Raw genomic sequence first — 18,089 nt, 5'->3', positions numbered from 1 at the left:
CTCGGTTTGAATTAACTGAAAGTGCGGTCGGTTTTAATGCTTTTTTAGCTTTTGTGTTTTCACGCACGGAAAAAAGACGGCTATAAATGCCGTCTTGTTAAAAGGGAATTATTTCGTCCCAAAAATCTTATCGCCCGCATCACCCAAGCCAGGAATGATGTAGCCTTGTTCATTTAAGTGATCATCAATCGATGCGCAATAAAGTTCGATATCTGGATGCGCCTTTTCTAATGCTTTGATCCCTTCTGGTGCCGCGACTAATACTAATACTTTAATGTGTTGGCAACCTTTTGCTTTTAATAGATCAATTGTAGAGATCATTGAACCACCGGTTGCAAGCATTGGGTCCACAACGATAGCTAAACGTTCTTCTAAATCGCTCGCGAGTTTTTGGAAATAAGGGACAGGCTCAAGGGTTTCTTCATTACGATAAATCCCAACCACACTGATACGAGCGCTTGGAACGTGTTCTAATACACCGTCCATCATACCAAGACCCGCACGTAAAATTGGTACAACAGTGACTTTTTTACCTTTGATACGTTCAATTTCAACTGGGCCATTCCAACCTTCGATAATCACTTTTTCTGTTTCAAGATCGGCAGTGGCTTCATAGGTAAGTAAGCTGCCCACTTCAGTGGCAAGTTCACGGAATTTTTTGGTATCAATATCCGCTTCGCGCATCACGCCTAATTTATGTTTAACAAGCGGATGTTTAACTTCAACGAGTTTCATCTTTTTTCTCCCTTTTAAAAAACAAATCGAAGAATTCTATATCAGAAATATTGAATTTCCTAGTGTTTTTATTATGACAGTTCGGTATAAAAACGACGATAAAATTGGCCGCACTTTGCTATTAAATACATCCACCACAGCTACCACAGCGCCAATCTTCCTTATTCACCGCTTGATAGAATGCTCGCATAGTTTCTTCTTCTAAGGGGATATTGTGATCAATAAAAACATCCGAAAGCCAATCGATGTTTTCCACAATCCAATCATCTTCCATTAAGCCTTCTCGATAAAGCTCATCTTCGGGATCTATAAAATTATAAATATTATTTGTTCCCATATCTTTATCACGGCGTTCAAGTGGCAGTACTACAGGTAAACCGAGATAAGTAATGTCCCAATGACCTAGACATAGCGTATTGCCCTTTGATGACCAACTCGCGTTGAATGGATTGTCACTCATGTTGAAATGTTATAAAAAAAGTTGAAAGTATGAAGAGTATAGATCTAAAGACAAATTTAATCATACTTAAAAGAAGGTAAATGGTTTGATGGAGATCAAAGTGCGGTCAGAAAATTTAACGGATTTTTCACAAATAAAAAGCGGCCAGTTACTTAGCCGCTTTTGCACGATAATAAATTTAATTATGCTGCTTTTTTAGGTTTAAAGAATACCATCGTAAAGATTTGCCAGAAGAAAGCGAGAGCACCGAAGATGAAGACAACGTCGCCACCGAAACGAACCCAACGTAGGGTATCGAATAGAGGTTGTTGCATAAATTCTTCACTACGTGCATACCATAAGCCTTCAGAGATACTTGCATATCCTTGGATAATACCGATAGGTAATAAGCTTGATGCGATCATTAATACTAAACCGCCATTTAATAACCAGAAGCCCCATTTCATTAACTTATCGTTAAATGGTGTATCCGGACGTAAATAACGAGCGATTAAGAAGACGAAGCCTAGTGCTAAGAAGCCATACACACCGAATAATGCGGCGTGAGCATGAACGGCAGTCGTGTTCAAGCCTTGGATATAGTAAAGCGAAATTGGTGGATTGATTAAGAAACCAAATACGCCAGCACCTAACATATTCCAGAACGCTACGGCAACGAAGCAGTAAAGAGGCCATTTTAAGCGTTCCATCCAAGGTGTTTTTTGTTGCATCGCCCAGTGTTCCCAAGCTTCATGACCTAGTAACACTAAAGGTACCACTTCAAGCGCAGAGAATGATGCACCAACTGCGATAATTGGTGTGGTTGCACCTGCGAAGTATAAGTGGTGGAATGTACCTGGAATACCACCGATTAAGAATAATGCTGCTTCAGTAATGGTTGCCACAGTTGCAGTACGACGCGAAACTAAACCTAAACTTACGAAGATGAATGAAAGTGCAGCTACAGAGAATACTTCGAAGAAGCCTTCTACCCATAGATGAACTACCCACCAACGCCAGTATTCCATCACAGAAATGTGAGTGTGTTCGCCATAGAATAATGCAGGGCCATAGAATAAGCCGATCGCAATTACGGAAGCGAAGAATAATGCTAATAAGTTTTTATCACCCGGTTGTTTGAATGCGTTCACAGTACCGCGAAGCATTAAGACTAACCAGAATAAGATGCCTGCGAATTTCACTGCTTGCCAGAAACGACCTAAGTCAATGAATTCATAGCCTTGGTGACCGAACATGAAGCTCCATTCTTCTGGAAGAATATGCGCAATCGCTAAGTAGCTACCAGTGAATGAACCGACGACTAATACCACTAATGCCCAGTATAGAACATCCACACCCAATTTTTGGAATTTCGGATCTTTACCGCCATTAATGATTGGTGCAAGGAATAAACCACCCGCTAAGAATGCCATTGCAATCCAGAATAAGGCTGCTTGAATATGCCATGTACGTACTAATGAATATGGGAAGTATTGAGAAATATCAATACCATAGAATTCCTGACCTTCAACTGTATAGTGTGCAACAACCGCACCTAATGTGACTTGCAAGAGGAAAAGTGCAAGCACAGTGAAGAGGTATTTACCTAATGAACGTTGAGAAGGGGTAAGTTGTAATTTTGTGAGTGGATCGAACTCAGGTGTTGGTGGTTCTTTTTCATCTTCACGTTTTTTGAATGACCAAATCCATACCACGAAACCAATACCTGCAATGAGGAATACCACACTCGCAATAGACCAAATCACGTTTTCTGGTGTTGGCACGTTATTAATTAACGGCTCATGTGGCCAGTTGTTGGTGTAACTTGCGTGAGTATTTGGACGTTCAGCAGATGCAGTCCATGCGGTCCAGAAGAAGAATTTAGCTAAGTCTTTACGAGCTTGTAAATCAGGAAGGGTATTATCCTTCATCGCAAAGTGTTCACGGGTCACTTTGGTTGCAGGATCATCACCATATAAAGAGATGTAGTATTGCGCTGTTTTTTCCATTGCCGCTAAACGGGTGTTTGAAAGCACAACGGTACCGTTTTCAACTTTGCTACCACGATATTCTTTGGTTAGACGCGCTTTTAATAACGTTTGTTGTTCATCATTTAAATCAGCGAAGTTTTTACCAAATTCTTGATTCGCTGTAATATCCAACCAGTTAGTTAATTCACGGTGAAGCCAATCTGCCGTCCAGTCTGGTGCTTGGTATGCACCGTGTCCCCAAACAGACCCCACTTGCATACCACCAGTGGTTTGCCAAGCGGTTTGACCATGTAAAATATCATCGTGAGTAATCACTTTTTCGCCAGATTCAGAAACATATTGTTGCGGAATCGGTGGTGCTTCACGATAAACTTCGAACCCATAGTAACCGAGGATGGAGAAGGCTCCAATCAATACGGCGACTAATAGGTACCAGAACTTTTTATACTGTCCCATTTTATCACTCCTAGATTATTAGAAAATATCACTTCCTGATGATTAAATGTCGTAGATAATCATCAGGACCTAGATTTTACGCCAAGTAAAATACTTGAGCAATTATATCGGCTATCGATTGATGAAAATATTACCTAAAACTGAGTAATTTAATCAGGTAATAGGAAATGCTGAATAAAAAGATAAAAAATACGGTCAAAAACCTATTGATTTTTGACCGCACTTTATTTGAAGAAGGAATTAACGTTTAAACATACCGCCTAAACCACCAAGGCCACCTAAGCCGCCTCCGCCCATTAAGCCTTGCATGCCACGCATCATTTTCGCCATGCCACCTTTGCGCATTTTTTTCATCATACGCTGCATCTCGTCAAATTGTTTCAGCAACTTATTCACATCTTGAACTTGTGTGCCAGAACCTAATGCAATACGACGACGGCGAGATCCTTTGATAATATCTGGATTGGCACGTTCTTTTAAGGTCATGGAATTAATGATAGCTTCCATTTTGATAAACATTTTGTCATCTACTTGATTTTTGACATGATCCGGTAAGTTTTTCGCACCCGGTAATTTTTCAAGCATAGACATCATGCCACCCATTTTTTTCATCTCACGGAGCTGTTCACGGAAATCGTCTAAGGTGAAATCATCGCCTTTCTTGAATTTTTGCGCCATTTTTTCCGCTTTTTCTCGATCCACTGAACGTTCCAGATCTTCGATAAGGGAAAGCACATCACCCATGCCTAAAATACGCGATGCTACACGATCAGGATGGAATGGCTCGAGGGCTTCTGTTTTTTCGCCCACACCTAGGAATTTAATCGGTTTGCCGGTGATTTGACGAATGGATAAAGCCGCACCGCCACGCGCATCACCATCCACTTTGGTTAAGATAACCCCAGTAAGAGGCAAGGCTTCATTGAAGGCTTTTGCGGTATTTGCCGCATCTTGACCGGTCATCGCATCAACCGTGAAGAGCGTTTCAATTGGATTTAATGTTGCATGAACTTGCTTGATTTCATCCATCATCTCGCTATCAACGTGTAAGCGACCCGCGGTATCCACGATTAATACATCGTAAAATTTGAGTTTAGCGTCAGCAAGTGCCGCTTTTGCAATCTCTACCGGTTTTTGTTTAACATCAGATGGGAAGAAATCCACGCCAACAGATTGTGCTAAGGTTTCAAGCTGTTTGATCGCCGCAGGACGATATACGTCGGCAGATACCACGAGCACTTTCTTTTTATGACGTTCGCGTAAGAATTTAGCTAATTTACCCACGCTGGTGGTTTTACCCGCACCTTGTAAACCCGCCATTAAAATAACTGCAGGTGGTTGTGTCGCCAGGTTTAAGCTTTCATTAGCTTCCCCCATTGCTTTTTCTAGTTCACGTTGAACAATTTTTAAGAACTCTTGGCCTGGTGTTAAGCTTTTATTGACTTCTTCGCCTAATGCGCTTTCTTTTACTTTGGCGATAAATTCACGTACGACAGGCAACGCAACGTCTGCTTCTAATAAAGCCATACGTACTTCGCGTAGGGTTTCTTTAATATTATCTTCAGTTAAGCGACCTTTACCGCTAATGTTGCGTAGCGTTTTGGAAAGGCGATCCGATAAATTCTCAAACATTTTAAATCCTGTTTTTTCTTAAAAAATTGCCGTGATTATACCGAAATTTGGGCGTTTTTCATCATTTCAAATAAAATTATGGCGATCTAGAGAAAAGATCCGTTAAAATAAGAATACTTCCTAGTAAAGAGAACGCATTATGTGGTTTGCCCTTTTTTCGATTATTTTTTACATTCTTAGTCTATTGCTGATCGCCCCGTTTTTGATGAACTCGTCAGAAGGGAAGTTGAGTCAAAGTAAAATCCCGTTTTTTCTGACCGCACTTGCAGCCATTATTCTACATGCTGTCAGCACGTTCCCTTTGTTAGAGGATCTTGCCTCAGGACAACGTTTTACGTTAATGGGAATTGCGTCCTTAATGAGCGCAGTTATTGCCGGATTGGCGACGCTTTCAATGTTTCTCGTTTCGACAATGTGGTTTGTTTTACCAATTGTGTATGCGTTTTCGATCATTAGCTTGATCTTTGCGACATTCTTATCAAGCCACATCATCCAAATGTTGAATCAGAACACATTGATGTTGTTCCATATCGGCTTGTCGCTTTTTACCTATGCGGTTTGTTTTATTGCAACGCTTTATGTGATTCAGTTGGTCTGGTTAGACCGTAATTTGAAAAAGCGTAAAATCCAATTTTCACCAGCAATTCCACCATTAATGGCGGTAGAACGTCATTTCTTCTGTTTATTTGCGATGGGAGAAGTTTTACTCACGCTGACGCTAATTTCGGGCACTTATCATGTATTACAAGCGGTAACTCCAGAAAATCTGCACAAAGCGATTTTCTCTTTCCTTGCTTGGATTAGTTTTGGGATTGCTTGTTTTGGTCATTGGCGACTAGGCTGGCGTGGAAAAAGGATGATTATTTACGCAATTTCAGGTATCATTCTGCTCACGATTGGCTATTTTGGTAGCCGTTTGATTTAATCAAAATCAAAGAACAGGTAAAAAGTGCGGTGAAAATAACCGCACTTTTTGTTGATTAACGAACAAAAGGATTTACCCTTGGACAGTATCCCCCTTAGTACTTTATTTATTACACTCATTATTTGTTTAGTTTTATCAGCCTATTTTTCCGGCTCAGAAACCGGATTACTCTCTCTCAATAAATATCGCCTTCGTTTTATGGCGGAACAAGGCAATAAAGGGGCGCAAAAAGCAGAAAAGCTGCTTGAAAAGCCTGATACCTTGTTAAGTTTTATTCTGATCTTTAATAACCTTGTGAATATTAGTGCGTCAGCTATTGCAACCATGATTGGTATGCGTTTATATGGTGATGCGGGGGTAGCAATCGCAACGGGTTTATTAACCTTTGTAATGCTTGTTTTTTCTGAAATTTTCCCTAAAACGGTTGCGGCGATGCACCCAGAGAAAGTGGGCTTGTTTTCAAGTCACATTTTGTCGCTATTGTTAAAAGTATTCTATCCATTAGTCTGGTTGATGAATATTTTTACGAAAACCTTAATGCGAATTGTCGGCTTAAAACCTGATTTACAAAAACAAGTGATTAGCCGCGATGAATTAAGAAGTATTGTATCGGAAGCGGGAGAAGCCACACCGGATGAACAGCATCCACAAATGTTGCTTTCCATTTTAGATATGGAAACCATCACCGTGGACGATATTATGGTGCCACGTAATGAAATTGGTGGGATTGATATTGACGATGATTGGAAAGCCATTATGCGTCAGCTTACTCATGCGCCACATAATCGAATTGTGCTGTATAAAGGCAGCCTTGATGAGCAAGTGTTAGGAATTTTACGTGTGCGTGAAGCTTTCCGTTTGTTATTGGAAAAAAATGAATTTACCAAAGAAACCTTATTACGCGCCGTCGATGAAGTGTATTTCATTCCTGAAGGTACCCCGCTTAAAACACAATTAGATAATTTCCGTACGAAAAAAGAACGTATTGGCTTAGTGGTGGATGAGTATGGTGATATCAAAGGGTTAGTGACTCTTGAAGATATTTTGGAAGAAATTGTAGGTGATTTCACCACTTCCATGGCGCCGTCTATTGAACAAGAAGTGGTGCACCAATCTGATGGTTCAATAATTATTGAAGGCTCGGCAAATCTTCGAGATTTAAATAAAATGTTTGGTTGGGAATTGGATACAGAAGACGCTAGAACCTTTAATGGTTTGATTCTTGAACATCTTGAAGATATTCCTGATGAAGGAACGATTTGTGAAATTGATGGCTTGAAAATTACGATTTTGGAAGTCAGCGATAATATGATTAAACAAGCGAAAGTGGAGAAGTTGGCATCATAAACACCAAATTTTCTGACCGCACTTTTAGCTTAAAGGGTATGTGATTTTAGCAAGGATTTAGTATGACGGATGAGATTCGTTTAACACAATATAGCCACGGCGCAGGTTGAGGCTGTAAAATTTCGCCTAAGGTGTTAGGGACAATTTTACAGACAGAAATCGAAAAATTTACTGACCCTAATTTGTTGGTCGGGAACGAAACGGCGGATGACGCAGCGGTTTATGATCTTGGTAATGGTACAGCAATTATCAGTACCACGGATTTCTTCATGCCGATTGTGGATGATCCTTTTGATTTTGGTCGCATTGCTGCAACCAATGCCATTAGTGATATTTTCGCAATGGGTGGTAAGCCAATTATGGCAATTGCCATTCTAGGCTTCCCGATTAATAAATTGCCGGCAGAAGTGGCACAGAAGATTGTTGATGGTGGCCGTTTTGCTTGTCATCAAGCGGGGATTTCACTGGCTGGTGGACACTCGATTGATGCGCCAGAACCCATTTTTGGTTTAGCGGTAACAGGCGTTATTGCAACGGATCGTGTAAAACGTAATGCCTCAGCAGAAGCAGGTTGTAAGCTTTATTTAACCAAACCATTAGGTATCGGTGTGCTGACTACTGCAGAGAAAAAAGGCAAATTAAAACCAGAACATCAAGGCTTGGCAACGGCAGCCATGTGTCAAATGAACCTGATTGGCAGCCAATTTGCAGAAGTTGCTGGTGTAACCGCCATGACGGATGTTACTGGCTTTGGTTTGTTAGGACACTTAGCTGAAATTTGTGAAGGCTCAAATCTTAATGCGATTGTGCATTTTGATAGAATCAAATTATTAGATGGCGTAGCTGATTATATTGCTGAAGGTTGTGTACCAGGTGGAACCAACCGTAACTTTGAAAGCTATGGTCATAAAATCGGTCCTCTTACGGATTATCAAAAGGCGGTACTTTGCGATCCTCAAACTTCAGGTGGCTTGTTGATTGCGGTTAAACCTGAAAGTGAAGCGGAAATCTTAGAGATTGCGAAAAAAGCGGGCATTGAGCTTAGTGAGGTTGGTGTATTGAAACCTTACCAAGAAGGTGTGCTGGTAGAAGTCGAATAAATCATTTTCGTCAAAATAAAAAGTGCGGTGAATTTCACCGCACTTTTTTATTCTTTATTTTCTTTATTCTCTTTATTGTTGGAATACATCGAATCAATAATATGACGATAACGTTCCATAATTACTTTTCGGCGTAATTTGAGCGTAGGGGTGATTTCACCAAGTTTGACGCTAAATGCCTGAGAGAGTAGCGTAAATTTCTTCACCTGCTCGAAGTGTGCCAGTTCTTTTTGAAGGCTTTCGATGCGCTGCTCAAACATTTTGATGATTTCAGAGTGTTTGAGTAATTCCATGCGATCTTGATACTTAATATTCAGTTTTTTCGCATATTCTTCTACACTATCAAAACAAGGTACGATCAACGCTGAAACATATTTTTTTGCATCGGCAATAATCGCAATTTGTTCGATAAATTTATCTTTGCCGATTTTACCTTCGATATATTGTGGCGCAATGTATTTACCGTTAGAGGTTTTCATCAATTCTTTAATGCGGTCGGTAATAAATAAATTACCTTCAGCATCAAATTCACCTGCATCTCCCGTTTTCAAGAAACCATCTTCGGTGAAAGCTTGAGCCGTTTCTTCTGGCTTTTTATAGTAACCTTTCATCACCATGCCGCCACGCACCAGAATCTCGTTATTTTCACCAATTTTAACTTCGGCATTTGGCATCAATTTACCAATAGAATTAGGATTAAAATGATGGTCATCCCAGCAAGAAATGGTAGCTGTGGTTTCTGTCATACCATAACCGAGTTTGATATTAATCCCAATGCTATGGAAGAAAAGGCCAATGGTCGGTTCTAATTTTGCGCCACCACAAGGCATCATTTTGATACGTCCGCCTAACAATGAACGTAGTTTAGACAGTACTAGCTTATCGGCAAGCGCATAACGTTTTTGCAAGAAGAGCGGGACCTTTTTATTCTGAGACAGAAGCTCAAAACGTTTTTGCCCCACTGCAATCGCCCAATGGAAAATCATCTGACGAATAAAAGGTGCTTTTTGTACTTTATCAAGCACAGCAGAATAAATTTTTTCATAGAAACGCGGTACTGCACACATAAAGGTTGGGCGCACTTCTGTTAATGTTTCACGTACTTGATTGGTATCTTCGAGATAACAAAGGATTGCTCCACGATGTAACACATAGGCAACCCAAGCTCGCTCAAAAATATGGCTAAATGGTAAAAAAGAAAGTGAAACCTCATCTTGATTAACATCTAATGCAATATCATGGGCTTCAAGTTGATGCGCCAAGTTATTGTAATCGAGCATTACGCCTTTCGGTTCACCAGTTGTACCTGATGTGTAGATGATCGTGAATAAATCATCCATTGTCTTATTTGCTAAACGAGTTTCAAATTCAGTCTGGAATTCTTCTGTACCTAATTGAATTAAATCGTCCCAATAGCAGGAAAGGGTAGTTTCTGTCAGTTGAATTTGTTCTTTCATGGCCACAATTTTTTGTAACTGTGGACACTGATGTGCAATTTCTAACGCTTGATCATATTGTTCTTGATCGCCAACAAACAGAATTTTGACATCGGCATGATTTAAAATAAATTCTGCCTGTTGTGCCGTATTCGTTGCATAAATTGGAACAGTGATAGCTCGGACTTGAAGCGCTGCAATATCTGCGATTGTCCAACGTGACATATTGTGCGCAAAAATCGCAATTTTATCTTGTACTTGAATATTGCAAGCAAGAAAAGCTAATGAAAGCTGATCAAGCTGTTGTTGGAATGCGTTCCACGAAATATCTTTCCACAAGCCATTAATTTTATGGCGAAGTGCGGTTGCATTTTGACGAGTTTTTGCCTGCTGGCGAATTCGATTGACGAAATGACGTTCTAAATTCATATAAGCCTTATTTGAGCGAACAACTGTACGCTAATATAAACGAAATAAATTTAAAATCTAGTAAAATGTTATTATTTTGTGAATATAGAATAAATAATAGACATATTATTTTTCTATTTTTATATTTTTATATTGAAATGATCAATAAAGAATATATAAAGTATTGAGAAAATTTAAATTGATTAGAAATAAAAAACCGCTCTAAAAAGAGCGGTTAATTTTTTAGCTATTTTGATTAGCCTTTGTAGTTGTATACGTGTGCAACTAAGTCTAATACTTTGTTTGAGTAACCAGTTTCGTTATCGTACCAAGATACTAATTTAACGAAAGAGTCAGTTAATGCGATACCCGCATCAGCATCAAACACAGAAGTTAAAGCACAACCGTTGAAGTCTGTAGAAACTACTGCATCTTCAGTGTAACCTAAAACGCCTTTTAATTCGCCGTTGAAAGTTTTACCTTCAGCTGCATCTTTGATTGCTTGTTTGATTTGTTCGTAAGTTGCTGGTTTTTCTAAGTTTACAGTTAAATCAACTACAGAAACGTTTGGAGTAGGAACACGGAACGCCATACCTGTTAATTTACCGTTTAATGCTGGTAATACTTTACCAACAGCTTTCGCAGCACCGGTAGATGAAGGGATGATGTTTTGTGATGCACCACGACCACCGCGCCAGTCTTTAGCTGATGGACCATCAACCGTTTTTTGAGTTGCTGTGGTTGCGTGAACTGTAGTCATTAAACCATCTTTGATACCGAAAGTTTCGTGAACAACACGCGCTAAAGGTGCTAAACAGTTTGTAGTACAAGAAGCGTTAGACACGATGTCTTGACCAGCGTATGCACCGAAGTTTACACCGCGTACGAACATAGGTGTGCTATCTTTAGAAGGACCTGTTAATACGACTTTTTTCGCACCAGCAGTGATGTGTTTGCGTGCTGTTTCATCAGTTAAGAATAAACCTGTTGCTTCAACTGCAACATCAACGCCGATCGCACCCCAGTTAAGGTTTGCAGGATCACGTTCAGAAGTAACACGGATAGTTTTACCGTTTACTACTAAGTTACCGTCTTTAACTTCAACAGTACCCTCAAAACGACCGTGAGTTGAATCGTATTTCAACATGTAAGCCATGTATTCAACGTCGATTAAGTCGTTGATACCTACAACTTCGATGTCATCGCGATGTTGTGCTGCACGGAATACGATACGACCGATACGGCCGAAACCGTTGATACCAATTTTAATAGCCATAAGATTTTCACCTTCTATTTTTTAAGTTAAACAAAATCGTTGCTCTAACGAGTTCTCGTGGATTATAGCATGGGCATTTTGATAAAAAAAAGGGTATATACCACTTTTTTGTGATCTCGATCACTTTTTAACAATTTGGTAAAACAAATGAAAATTTGACCGCACTTTTCATTTTCTTTTTGTATAATAAAAACAAACAACAAGAAGAGGTTTCAATTATGTCTCAAGGTAATTTATACATTCTTTCTGCACCAAGTGGGGCGGGAAAGTCATCATTAATTTCCGCGTTATTAGAAAAAAATCAAGGCACGAAAAAAATGGTGTCTATTTCACACACAACGCGTTTACCTCGACCAGGTGAAAGTCATGGTGTGCATTATTATTTTGTTTCAGTAGAAGAATTTGAAACCTTAATTGAAAAAGGCCACTTCTTAGAATATGCAAAAGTGTTTGGCGGTAATTATTACGGCACTTCATTGCCAGCAATTGAAGAAAACTTAGCAAAAGGCATTGATGTGTTTTTAGATATTGACTGGCAAGGTGCGCAGCAAATTCGTCAAAAAGTACCTTCTGTAAAAAGCATTTTTATTTTGCCTCCATCATTGCCAGAATTGGAGCGTCGCTTGGTTGGACGCGGACAGGATAGCAAAGAGGTCATTGCTGAGCGAATGTCAAAAGCAATCAGCGAAATTTCGCATTATGATGAATATGATTACGTTATTGTGAATGATAATTTTGAACAGGCATTAGCAGATTTGCAAAGCATTTTGCAGGCAGAGCGCTTGACCAAAGCTTATCAGCAAACAGAAAATGCAGACTTAATTCATCAGCTACTAGCAAAATAAGCTTGAATTGAGTACAATATTTCCCCTTTATAGACATTATTTTTAACATCGGAGTAAAACATGGCTCGAGTGACTGTGCAAGATGCAGTAGAAAAAATTGGTAACCGTTTTGATTTAATTTTAACCGCCGCTCGTCGTGCGAGACAATTAGAGTTACATCAAAGTGAGCCGTTAGTGCCAGAAGATAACGATAAACCAACTGTAATCGCATTACGTGAAATCGAAAAAGGGTTAATCAACCAAGAAATCATGGATGCAAAAGAGTATTTAGATGCGGCAGCTTCTCAACGTAATGAAGAAGTGGCAGTAGCGTTAATCGCAGAATAATCTCATTAAAGTGCGGTCAAAATTAAAGCTATTTTGATCGCCTCGTCTTTCTCTCTACAAAAAAGTCAGGTGTCCTTTGGAATTGTTTGCAGATTTAGATCGAATTATTCAGGGGTATTTGCCCGCCGATAAAATTGAATTAATCAAACGTGCATTCGTCATTGCGCGAGATGCTCACGAAGGACAATTTCGCTCAAGCGGCGAACCTTACATTACTCACCCTGTTGCAGTAGCTTCACTTATTGCGGAAATGCATCTAGACCATGAAGCAATCATGGCTGCATTATTGCATGATGTTATCGAAGATACCCCTTATACCGAATCCCAATTAAAAGATGAATTTGGCGCTAGCGTAGCCGAAATTGTTGACGGCGTATCTAAACTAGATAAATTGAAATTCCGTACCCGACAAGAAGCGCAGGTTGAAAACTTCCGCAAAATGATTTTAGCGATGACTCGAGATATTCGCGTTGTCTTAATCAAACTGGCTGACCGTACCCATAATATGCGAACGTTGGGAGCGCTACGTCCAGACAAACGTCGTCGCATTGCAAAAGAAACCTTAGAGATTTATTGTCCATTAGCTCACCGTTTAGGCATTGAGCATATCAAGAATGAATTAGAAGATTTATCTTTTGAAGCAATGCATCCTCGCCGTTATGAAGTGCTTAAAAAATTTGTTGAACAGGCTCGTGGTTCTCGTCAAGAGTTGATCCAACGTATTTCTAATGATATTTCACTACGCCTTAAGGATGCGGGTATTCCAAGTCGTATTTGGGGACGTGAAAAACATCTCTATAAAATCTATCAAAAAATGCGCATGAAAGATCAGAAATTCCATTCTATTATGGATATTTATGCTTTCCGCGTTATTGTGAGTTCGGTTGATGATTGCTATCGCGGATTAGGGCAAATGCATAGTTTGTATAAGCCTCGCCCGGGTAAAGTGAAAGATTATATTGCTGTGCCACGTGCAAATGGCTACCAAGCATTACAAACCTCGATGATAGGCCCTCATGGTGTACCTGTGGAAGTTCATCTTCAGACTGAAGAAATGGAACAGGTCGCTGAAATGGGAATTACCGCGCATTGGGTGTATAAAGAAGGCGGTAAAAATGATAGCACCACCGCTCAAGTACGCGCACAACGTTGGTTGCAAAGCTTAGTAGATATTCAACAAAACGTGGGTAACTCCTTTGAGTTTATTGAAAATGTAAAATCAGAGTTTTTCCCGAAAGAAATCTATGTCTTTACACCGAAAGGTCGTATTGTTGAATTACCAATGGGTGCAACCGCTGTTGATTTTGCTTATGCAGTGCATTCTGATGTGGGAAATCACTGTGTTGCGGCAGTAGTAGAGCATAAACCTTATCCATTATCACAAGCTTTAGAATCTGGTCAAACCGTTGAGATTGTAACCAGTGAAAATACTCATCCAAGCGTTAGCTGGTTAAATTTTGTTGTGACCGCTCGCGCAAGAACTCGTATTCGTCATTTCTTAAAATTATTGCGTGCAGATGATGCCGTTCAAACTGGTAAAAAACAATTGGAAATGGCGTTGAAACCACATTATCTCTCTGAAGTTTCTGAAGAGAAAATCCAAGCAGTATTGAATGAATTGAATCTCTCAAGCCTCAATGAGCTTTTTGAGGAAATTGGTGTGGGCAATCAAATGTCGAGCGTTATTGCTCACCAATTAATGGATGAAGCTATTGAAATTGATGTGGATGGTGTTTCTGAAAATACGCAAAGCACACTAACATTGAGCCGAGATGGTGAAATGAAAGCATCTTTTGCTCAATGTTGTCATCCAATTCCGGGTGATCCGATCGTGGCATTAAGCACAGCGAAGAAAGGCGTAGTGGTACATCATCAAGCTTGTTCTAATTTAGCGTCAAGTAATACGAAAGATTTTACTGCCGCAAAATGGGAAGAGGCTGAAAGTGCGGTCAATTTTGATGCCGAATTACACATTGAAATGCTTAATGAACAAAATGCATTAGGTAGTCTCATGACAGCAGTCGCGACTTGCGAAAGTAATATTCAAAGTATTTGGACAGAAGAATTAGAAAATAATGTCCTATTAGTTATTATCCAAGTTGGCGCGAGAGATATCTATCATTTAGAAAACATTATGCGAAAAATCAAACAAATTACCAGTGTGATTCGTTTGAAGCGCAATATTAATGAAGCATAATGAGCACGCAACTTCTCGATGCCGTTCCTCTAACCACTTTATCGGGTGTAGGCGCGGCAATCTCCGATAAATTAAGCCGTATTGGAATTCATAATCTCCAAGACTTACTTTTTCATTTACCAATCCGTTATGAAGATCGCACGAGAATTACGCCCATTGCCGATCTTCGTCCTGAACAATATGCCACTATTGAAGGTGTTGTCCAAACTTGTGAAGTTGCCTTTGGGCGCCGTCCTATTTTAACCGTAAGTCTTTCTGATGGAACGAGCAAGATTATGCTTCGTTTTTTCAATTTTAACGCGGGAATGAAAAATAGTTTTCAGATTGGTACGCGCGTCAAAGCGTTCGGTGAAATTAAACGCGGGCGTTTTATGGCGGAAATTCATCATCCTGAGTATCAAATTATACGGGATAATGCGCCATTAGTTTTAGAGGAAACGCTCACACCAATTTATTCCACAACGGAAGGTTTAAAACAAAATTCATTACGTAAGCTAACCGATCAAGCATTGGCTTTACTCGATAAAATCCAATTAACGGAAATTTTACCTAATGAATTTAATCCGCATCCTTTTAGCTTAAAGGATGCTATTCGATTTTTGCATCGTCCACCGCCAGATATCTCATTAGATATTTTGGAGAAAGGACAACATCCTGCACAGCAACGACTTATCTTTGAAGAGCTTCTTGCACATAATCTTGCGATGCAAAAAGTGCGGTTGGGTACGCAGCAGTTTTTAGCGTTGCCATTGCATTATCAAACCGATTTGAAGCAACGTTTTCTTGCATCTTTGCCTTTTCAACCAACAAATGCCCAAAATAGAGTGGTGGCCGATATTGAACAGGATTTAGCAAAAGACTATCCGATGATGCGACTTGTTCAAGGTGATGTGGGTTCAGGGAAAACGTTAGTTGCAGCCTTAGCTGCCTTATTAGCGATTGATAATGGCAAACAAGTGGCTTTAATGGCACCAACAGAGATTTTAACGGAACAGCATGCGAATAATTTCCGCCGTTGGTTAGAGCCTTTCGGTATTGAAGTTGGCTGGTTAGCGGGTAAGGTGAAAGGGAAAGCTCGCCAAGCCGAACTGGAAAAAATTAAGTCCGGTGCGGTACAAATGGTGGTGGGTACGCATGCTTTGTTCCAAGAAGAAGTAGAATTTGCCGATTTAGCCTTGGTAATTATTGATGAACAACATCGCTTTGGCGTACATCAACGTTTAATGTTACGAGAAAAAGGCGAAAAAGCAGGATTTTATCCCCATCAACTGATTATGACAGCAACACCAATCCCGAGAACGTTAGCGATGACGGTTTATGCCGATCTCGATACGTCGATTATTGACGAATTGCCACCAGGTAGAACGCCGATTACGACAGTTGTTATTTCAGAAGAGCGTCGTGATGAAATCGTTGCTCGAGTAAAAAATGCCTGTATAAATGAAAAACGCCAGGCTTATTGGGTTTGTACGTTAATTGATGAATCTGAAGTGTTAGAGGCGCAAGCAGCCGAGGCTATTTGGGAAGATTTAACGAAAGCGTTGCCGATGCTTAAAATTGGTCTTGTACATGGGCGAATGAAACCGCAAGAAAAACAAGATATTATGGCGGCCTTTAAAAATGCAGAACTCGATTTGCTTGTGGCCACAACCGTAATCGAAGTGGGCGTAGATGTGCCGAATGCCAGTCTCATGATCATTGAAAATGCTGAGCGCTTAGGTTTATCACAACTCCATCAGTTACGTGGGCGAGTAGGACGTGGCAGCACGGCTTCTTTTTGTGTCCTAATGTATAAACCGCCATTGGGTAAAGTGTCGCAAAAACGTTTACAAGTATTGCGTGATAGCCAAGATGGGTTTGTGATTTCAGAGAAAGATTTAGAAATTCGCGGCCCTGGTGAAGTGTTGGGCACTAAACAAACAGGAATTGCCGAATTTAAGGTGGCGAATTTAATGCGTGATCGTAAAATGATTCCAACCGTTCAACATTATGCTAAAGCATTAATAGTGAAATATCCGGATGTGGCAGATAGTTTAATCCGTCGTTGGCTAAATAATCGAGAAATTTATTCGAATGCCTAAAGTGCGGTTATTTTTGAAAGAGTTTTATAAATGAATAAATCAACGGTACTTTTCTTTGATTCAGGAATGGGGGGCTTAAGCGTTTATCGGGAAGCGAAAAAGCTCATGCCAGAGAACCATTATTTGTATTGCTTTGACAATGCAGGTTTCCCTTATTCGGAAAAATCAGAAGAAACAATCATTCAGCGAACATTGGATATTTGTAAAAAAATTAATCAGGATTATCCACTTGATGCCATTGTGATTGCTTGTAATACCGCGAGTACGGTGGTGCTACCGCCTTTGCGTGAGCAATTTTCTATTCCTATAGTGGGAACTGTACCAGCTATAAAGCCAGCGGCAGAAATCTCACAAACGAAACATATTGGTCTATTGGCAACAAAGGGCACGGTTAAACGCCCTTATGTTAATGAGCTTATTCATCAGTTTGCCTCCCATTGTATAGTAGAACGATTAGGCTCGACTAAATTGGTTGAAATCGCAGAGCATAAAATCCAAGGAAAATCGGTCGATTTGATTGCATTAAAAAATGAATTAACTCCTTGGGCCTCAATAGAGAATTTAGATACGATTTGTTTAGGCTGTACCCATTTCCCTTTAATTAAAGATGAAATTCAAATTTGCTTACCTCAAGTGAAGAATTTTATGGACCCTGGATTTGCTATTGCCAAACGGCTACAATTTTTACTTGATAAATTAGAAGTGCGGTCAAAATCTGAGATGAAAAATCAGGTTTTTTGTACGCAAGATGTAGAGAATAAATACCAATTAGAACAAGCGTTGGCTCTCTGGGGATTTGATGGAATTACCGTTTTAAAATGATTTTTTCTCGTCATGTTGGTGCGTTTGTAAGCAAACAGCAAAAAAATTTACATTTTTTTACAAAAAGATCTT

The 18,089-nt window shown here is 39.8% G+C and carries 14 protein-coding genes; 8 read left to right on the top strand and 6 right to left on the bottom strand.

Features of this window, described 5'->3' with window-relative positions:
- Positions 1–108: 108 nt before the first annotated feature.
- From upp to ffh, 4 genes are all read right to left on the bottom strand, one after another.
- Positions 109–735 carry a uracil phosphoribosyltransferase gene (gene upp, locus HMPREF3020_RS07105; protein ID WP_005695610.1) on the bottom strand — a complete coding sequence of 209 codons (627 nt, stop codon included), beginning with the start codon at positions 733–735 and terminating at the stop codon, positions 109–111.
- 121 nt (positions 736–856) lie between these two features.
- Positions 857–1,195 (bottom strand): hypothetical protein, encoded by a 339-nt coding sequence (locus tag HMPREF3020_RS07100; RefSeq protein ID WP_070776042.1) that lies wholly within the window; start codon positions 1,193–1,195, stop codon positions 857–859.
- A 182-nt stretch (positions 1,196–1,377) separates the two neighbouring features.
- Positions 1,378–3,621: a nitric-oxide reductase large subunit gene (locus tag HMPREF3020_RS07095; RefSeq protein ID WP_070776041.1), complete on the bottom strand. Its 2,244-nt coding sequence runs from the start codon at positions 3,619–3,621 to the stop codon at positions 1,378–1,380.
- A gap of 240 nt (positions 3,622–3,861) precedes the next feature.
- Positions 3,862–5,253 (bottom strand): signal recognition particle protein, encoded by a 1,392-nt coding sequence (gene ffh / locus HMPREF3020_RS07090; RefSeq protein WP_005698426.1) that lies wholly within the window; start codon positions 5,251–5,253, stop codon positions 3,862–3,864.
- Positions 5,254–5,392: 139 nt separating this feature from the next.
- Here ffh and HMPREF3020_RS07085 point away from each other — a divergent pair, with 139 nt between their 5' ends.
- The 3 genes from HMPREF3020_RS07085 (at position 5,393) to selD (ending at position 8,625) form a co-directional block, all read left to right on the top strand.
- Positions 5,393–6,178: a cytochrome C assembly family protein gene (locus HMPREF3020_RS07085; RefSeq protein ID WP_049372907.1), complete on the top strand. Its 786-nt coding sequence runs from the start codon at positions 5,393–5,395 to the stop codon at positions 6,176–6,178.
- A 78-nt stretch (positions 6,179–6,256) separates the two neighbouring features.
- Positions 6,257–7,525 carry an HlyC/CorC family transporter gene (locus tag HMPREF3020_RS07080; protein ID WP_070776040.1) on the top strand — a complete coding sequence of 423 codons (1,269 nt, stop codon included), beginning with the start codon at positions 6,257–6,259 and terminating at the stop codon, positions 7,523–7,525.
- A 62-nt stretch (positions 7,526–7,587) separates the two neighbouring features.
- Complete coding sequence (gene selD / locus HMPREF3020_RS07075) at positions 7,588–8,625, top strand: selenide, water dikinase SelD (RefSeq protein ID WP_083315445.1); 1,038 nt, start codon at positions 7,588–7,590, stop codon at positions 8,623–8,625.
- 47 nt (positions 8,626–8,672) lie between these two features.
- On the opposite strand, the gene HMPREF3020_RS07070 is transcribed toward selD, so the two are convergent.
- Together HMPREF3020_RS07070 and gap are read right to left on the bottom strand one after the other, a co-directional pair.
- The gene (locus HMPREF3020_RS07070) at positions 8,673–10,490 is read right to left on the bottom strand and encodes an AMP-dependent synthetase/ligase (protein WP_070776038.1); all 1,818 of its coding nucleotides are present in this window, start codon (positions 10,488–10,490) and stop codon (positions 8,673–8,675) included.
- A gap of 235 nt (positions 10,491–10,725) precedes the next feature.
- Positions 10,726–11,745 (bottom strand): type I glyceraldehyde-3-phosphate dehydrogenase, encoded by a 1,020-nt coding sequence (gene gap, locus HMPREF3020_RS07065; RefSeq protein ID WP_070776037.1) that lies wholly within the window; start codon positions 11,743–11,745, stop codon positions 10,726–10,728.
- 218 nt (positions 11,746–11,963) lie between these two features.
- Between gap and gmk the strand changes: the two genes are divergently transcribed.
- From gmk to murI, 5 genes are all read left to right on the top strand, one after another.
- Positions 11,964–12,590 (top strand): guanylate kinase, encoded by a 627-nt coding sequence (gene gmk / locus HMPREF3020_RS07060; RefSeq protein ID WP_070776270.1) that lies wholly within the window; start codon positions 11,964–11,966, stop codon positions 12,588–12,590.
- A 60-nt stretch (positions 12,591–12,650) separates the two neighbouring features.
- Positions 12,651–12,917 carry a DNA-directed RNA polymerase subunit omega gene (gene rpoZ / locus HMPREF3020_RS07055; protein WP_005698386.1) on the top strand — a complete coding sequence of 89 codons (267 nt, stop codon included), beginning with the start codon at positions 12,651–12,653 and terminating at the stop codon, positions 12,915–12,917.
- Between the two features lie 76 nt (positions 12,918–12,993).
- Positions 12,994–15,114 carry a bifunctional GTP diphosphokinase/guanosine-3',5'-bis pyrophosphate 3'-pyrophosphohydrolase gene (gene spoT / locus HMPREF3020_RS07050; protein ID WP_070776036.1) on the top strand — a complete coding sequence of 707 codons (2,121 nt, stop codon included), beginning with the start codon at positions 12,994–12,996 and terminating at the stop codon, positions 15,112–15,114.
- On the top strand, positions 15,114–17,195 hold the full coding sequence (gene recG / locus HMPREF3020_RS07045; RefSeq protein WP_070776035.1) for an ATP-dependent DNA helicase RecG: 2,082 nt from the start codon (positions 15,114–15,116) through the stop codon (positions 17,193–17,195). The genes spoT and recG overlap by 1 nt, the downstream gene beginning before the upstream one ends.
- Before the next feature lie 30 nt (positions 17,196–17,225).
- Positions 17,226–18,017, top strand: a complete 792-nt coding sequence (gene murI, locus HMPREF3020_RS07040) for a glutamate racemase (protein WP_070776034.1) — start codon at positions 17,226–17,228, stop codon at positions 18,015–18,017.
- The last annotated feature ends 72 nt before the right edge of the window (positions 18,018–18,089 follow it).

Source organism: Haemophilus sp. HMSC068C11 (assembly GCF_001815355.1).
GTDB lineage: Bacteria > Pseudomonadota > Gammaproteobacteria > Enterobacterales > Pasteurellaceae > Haemophilus_D.
This window is presented reverse-complemented; position numbering and strand designations above follow the sequence as displayed.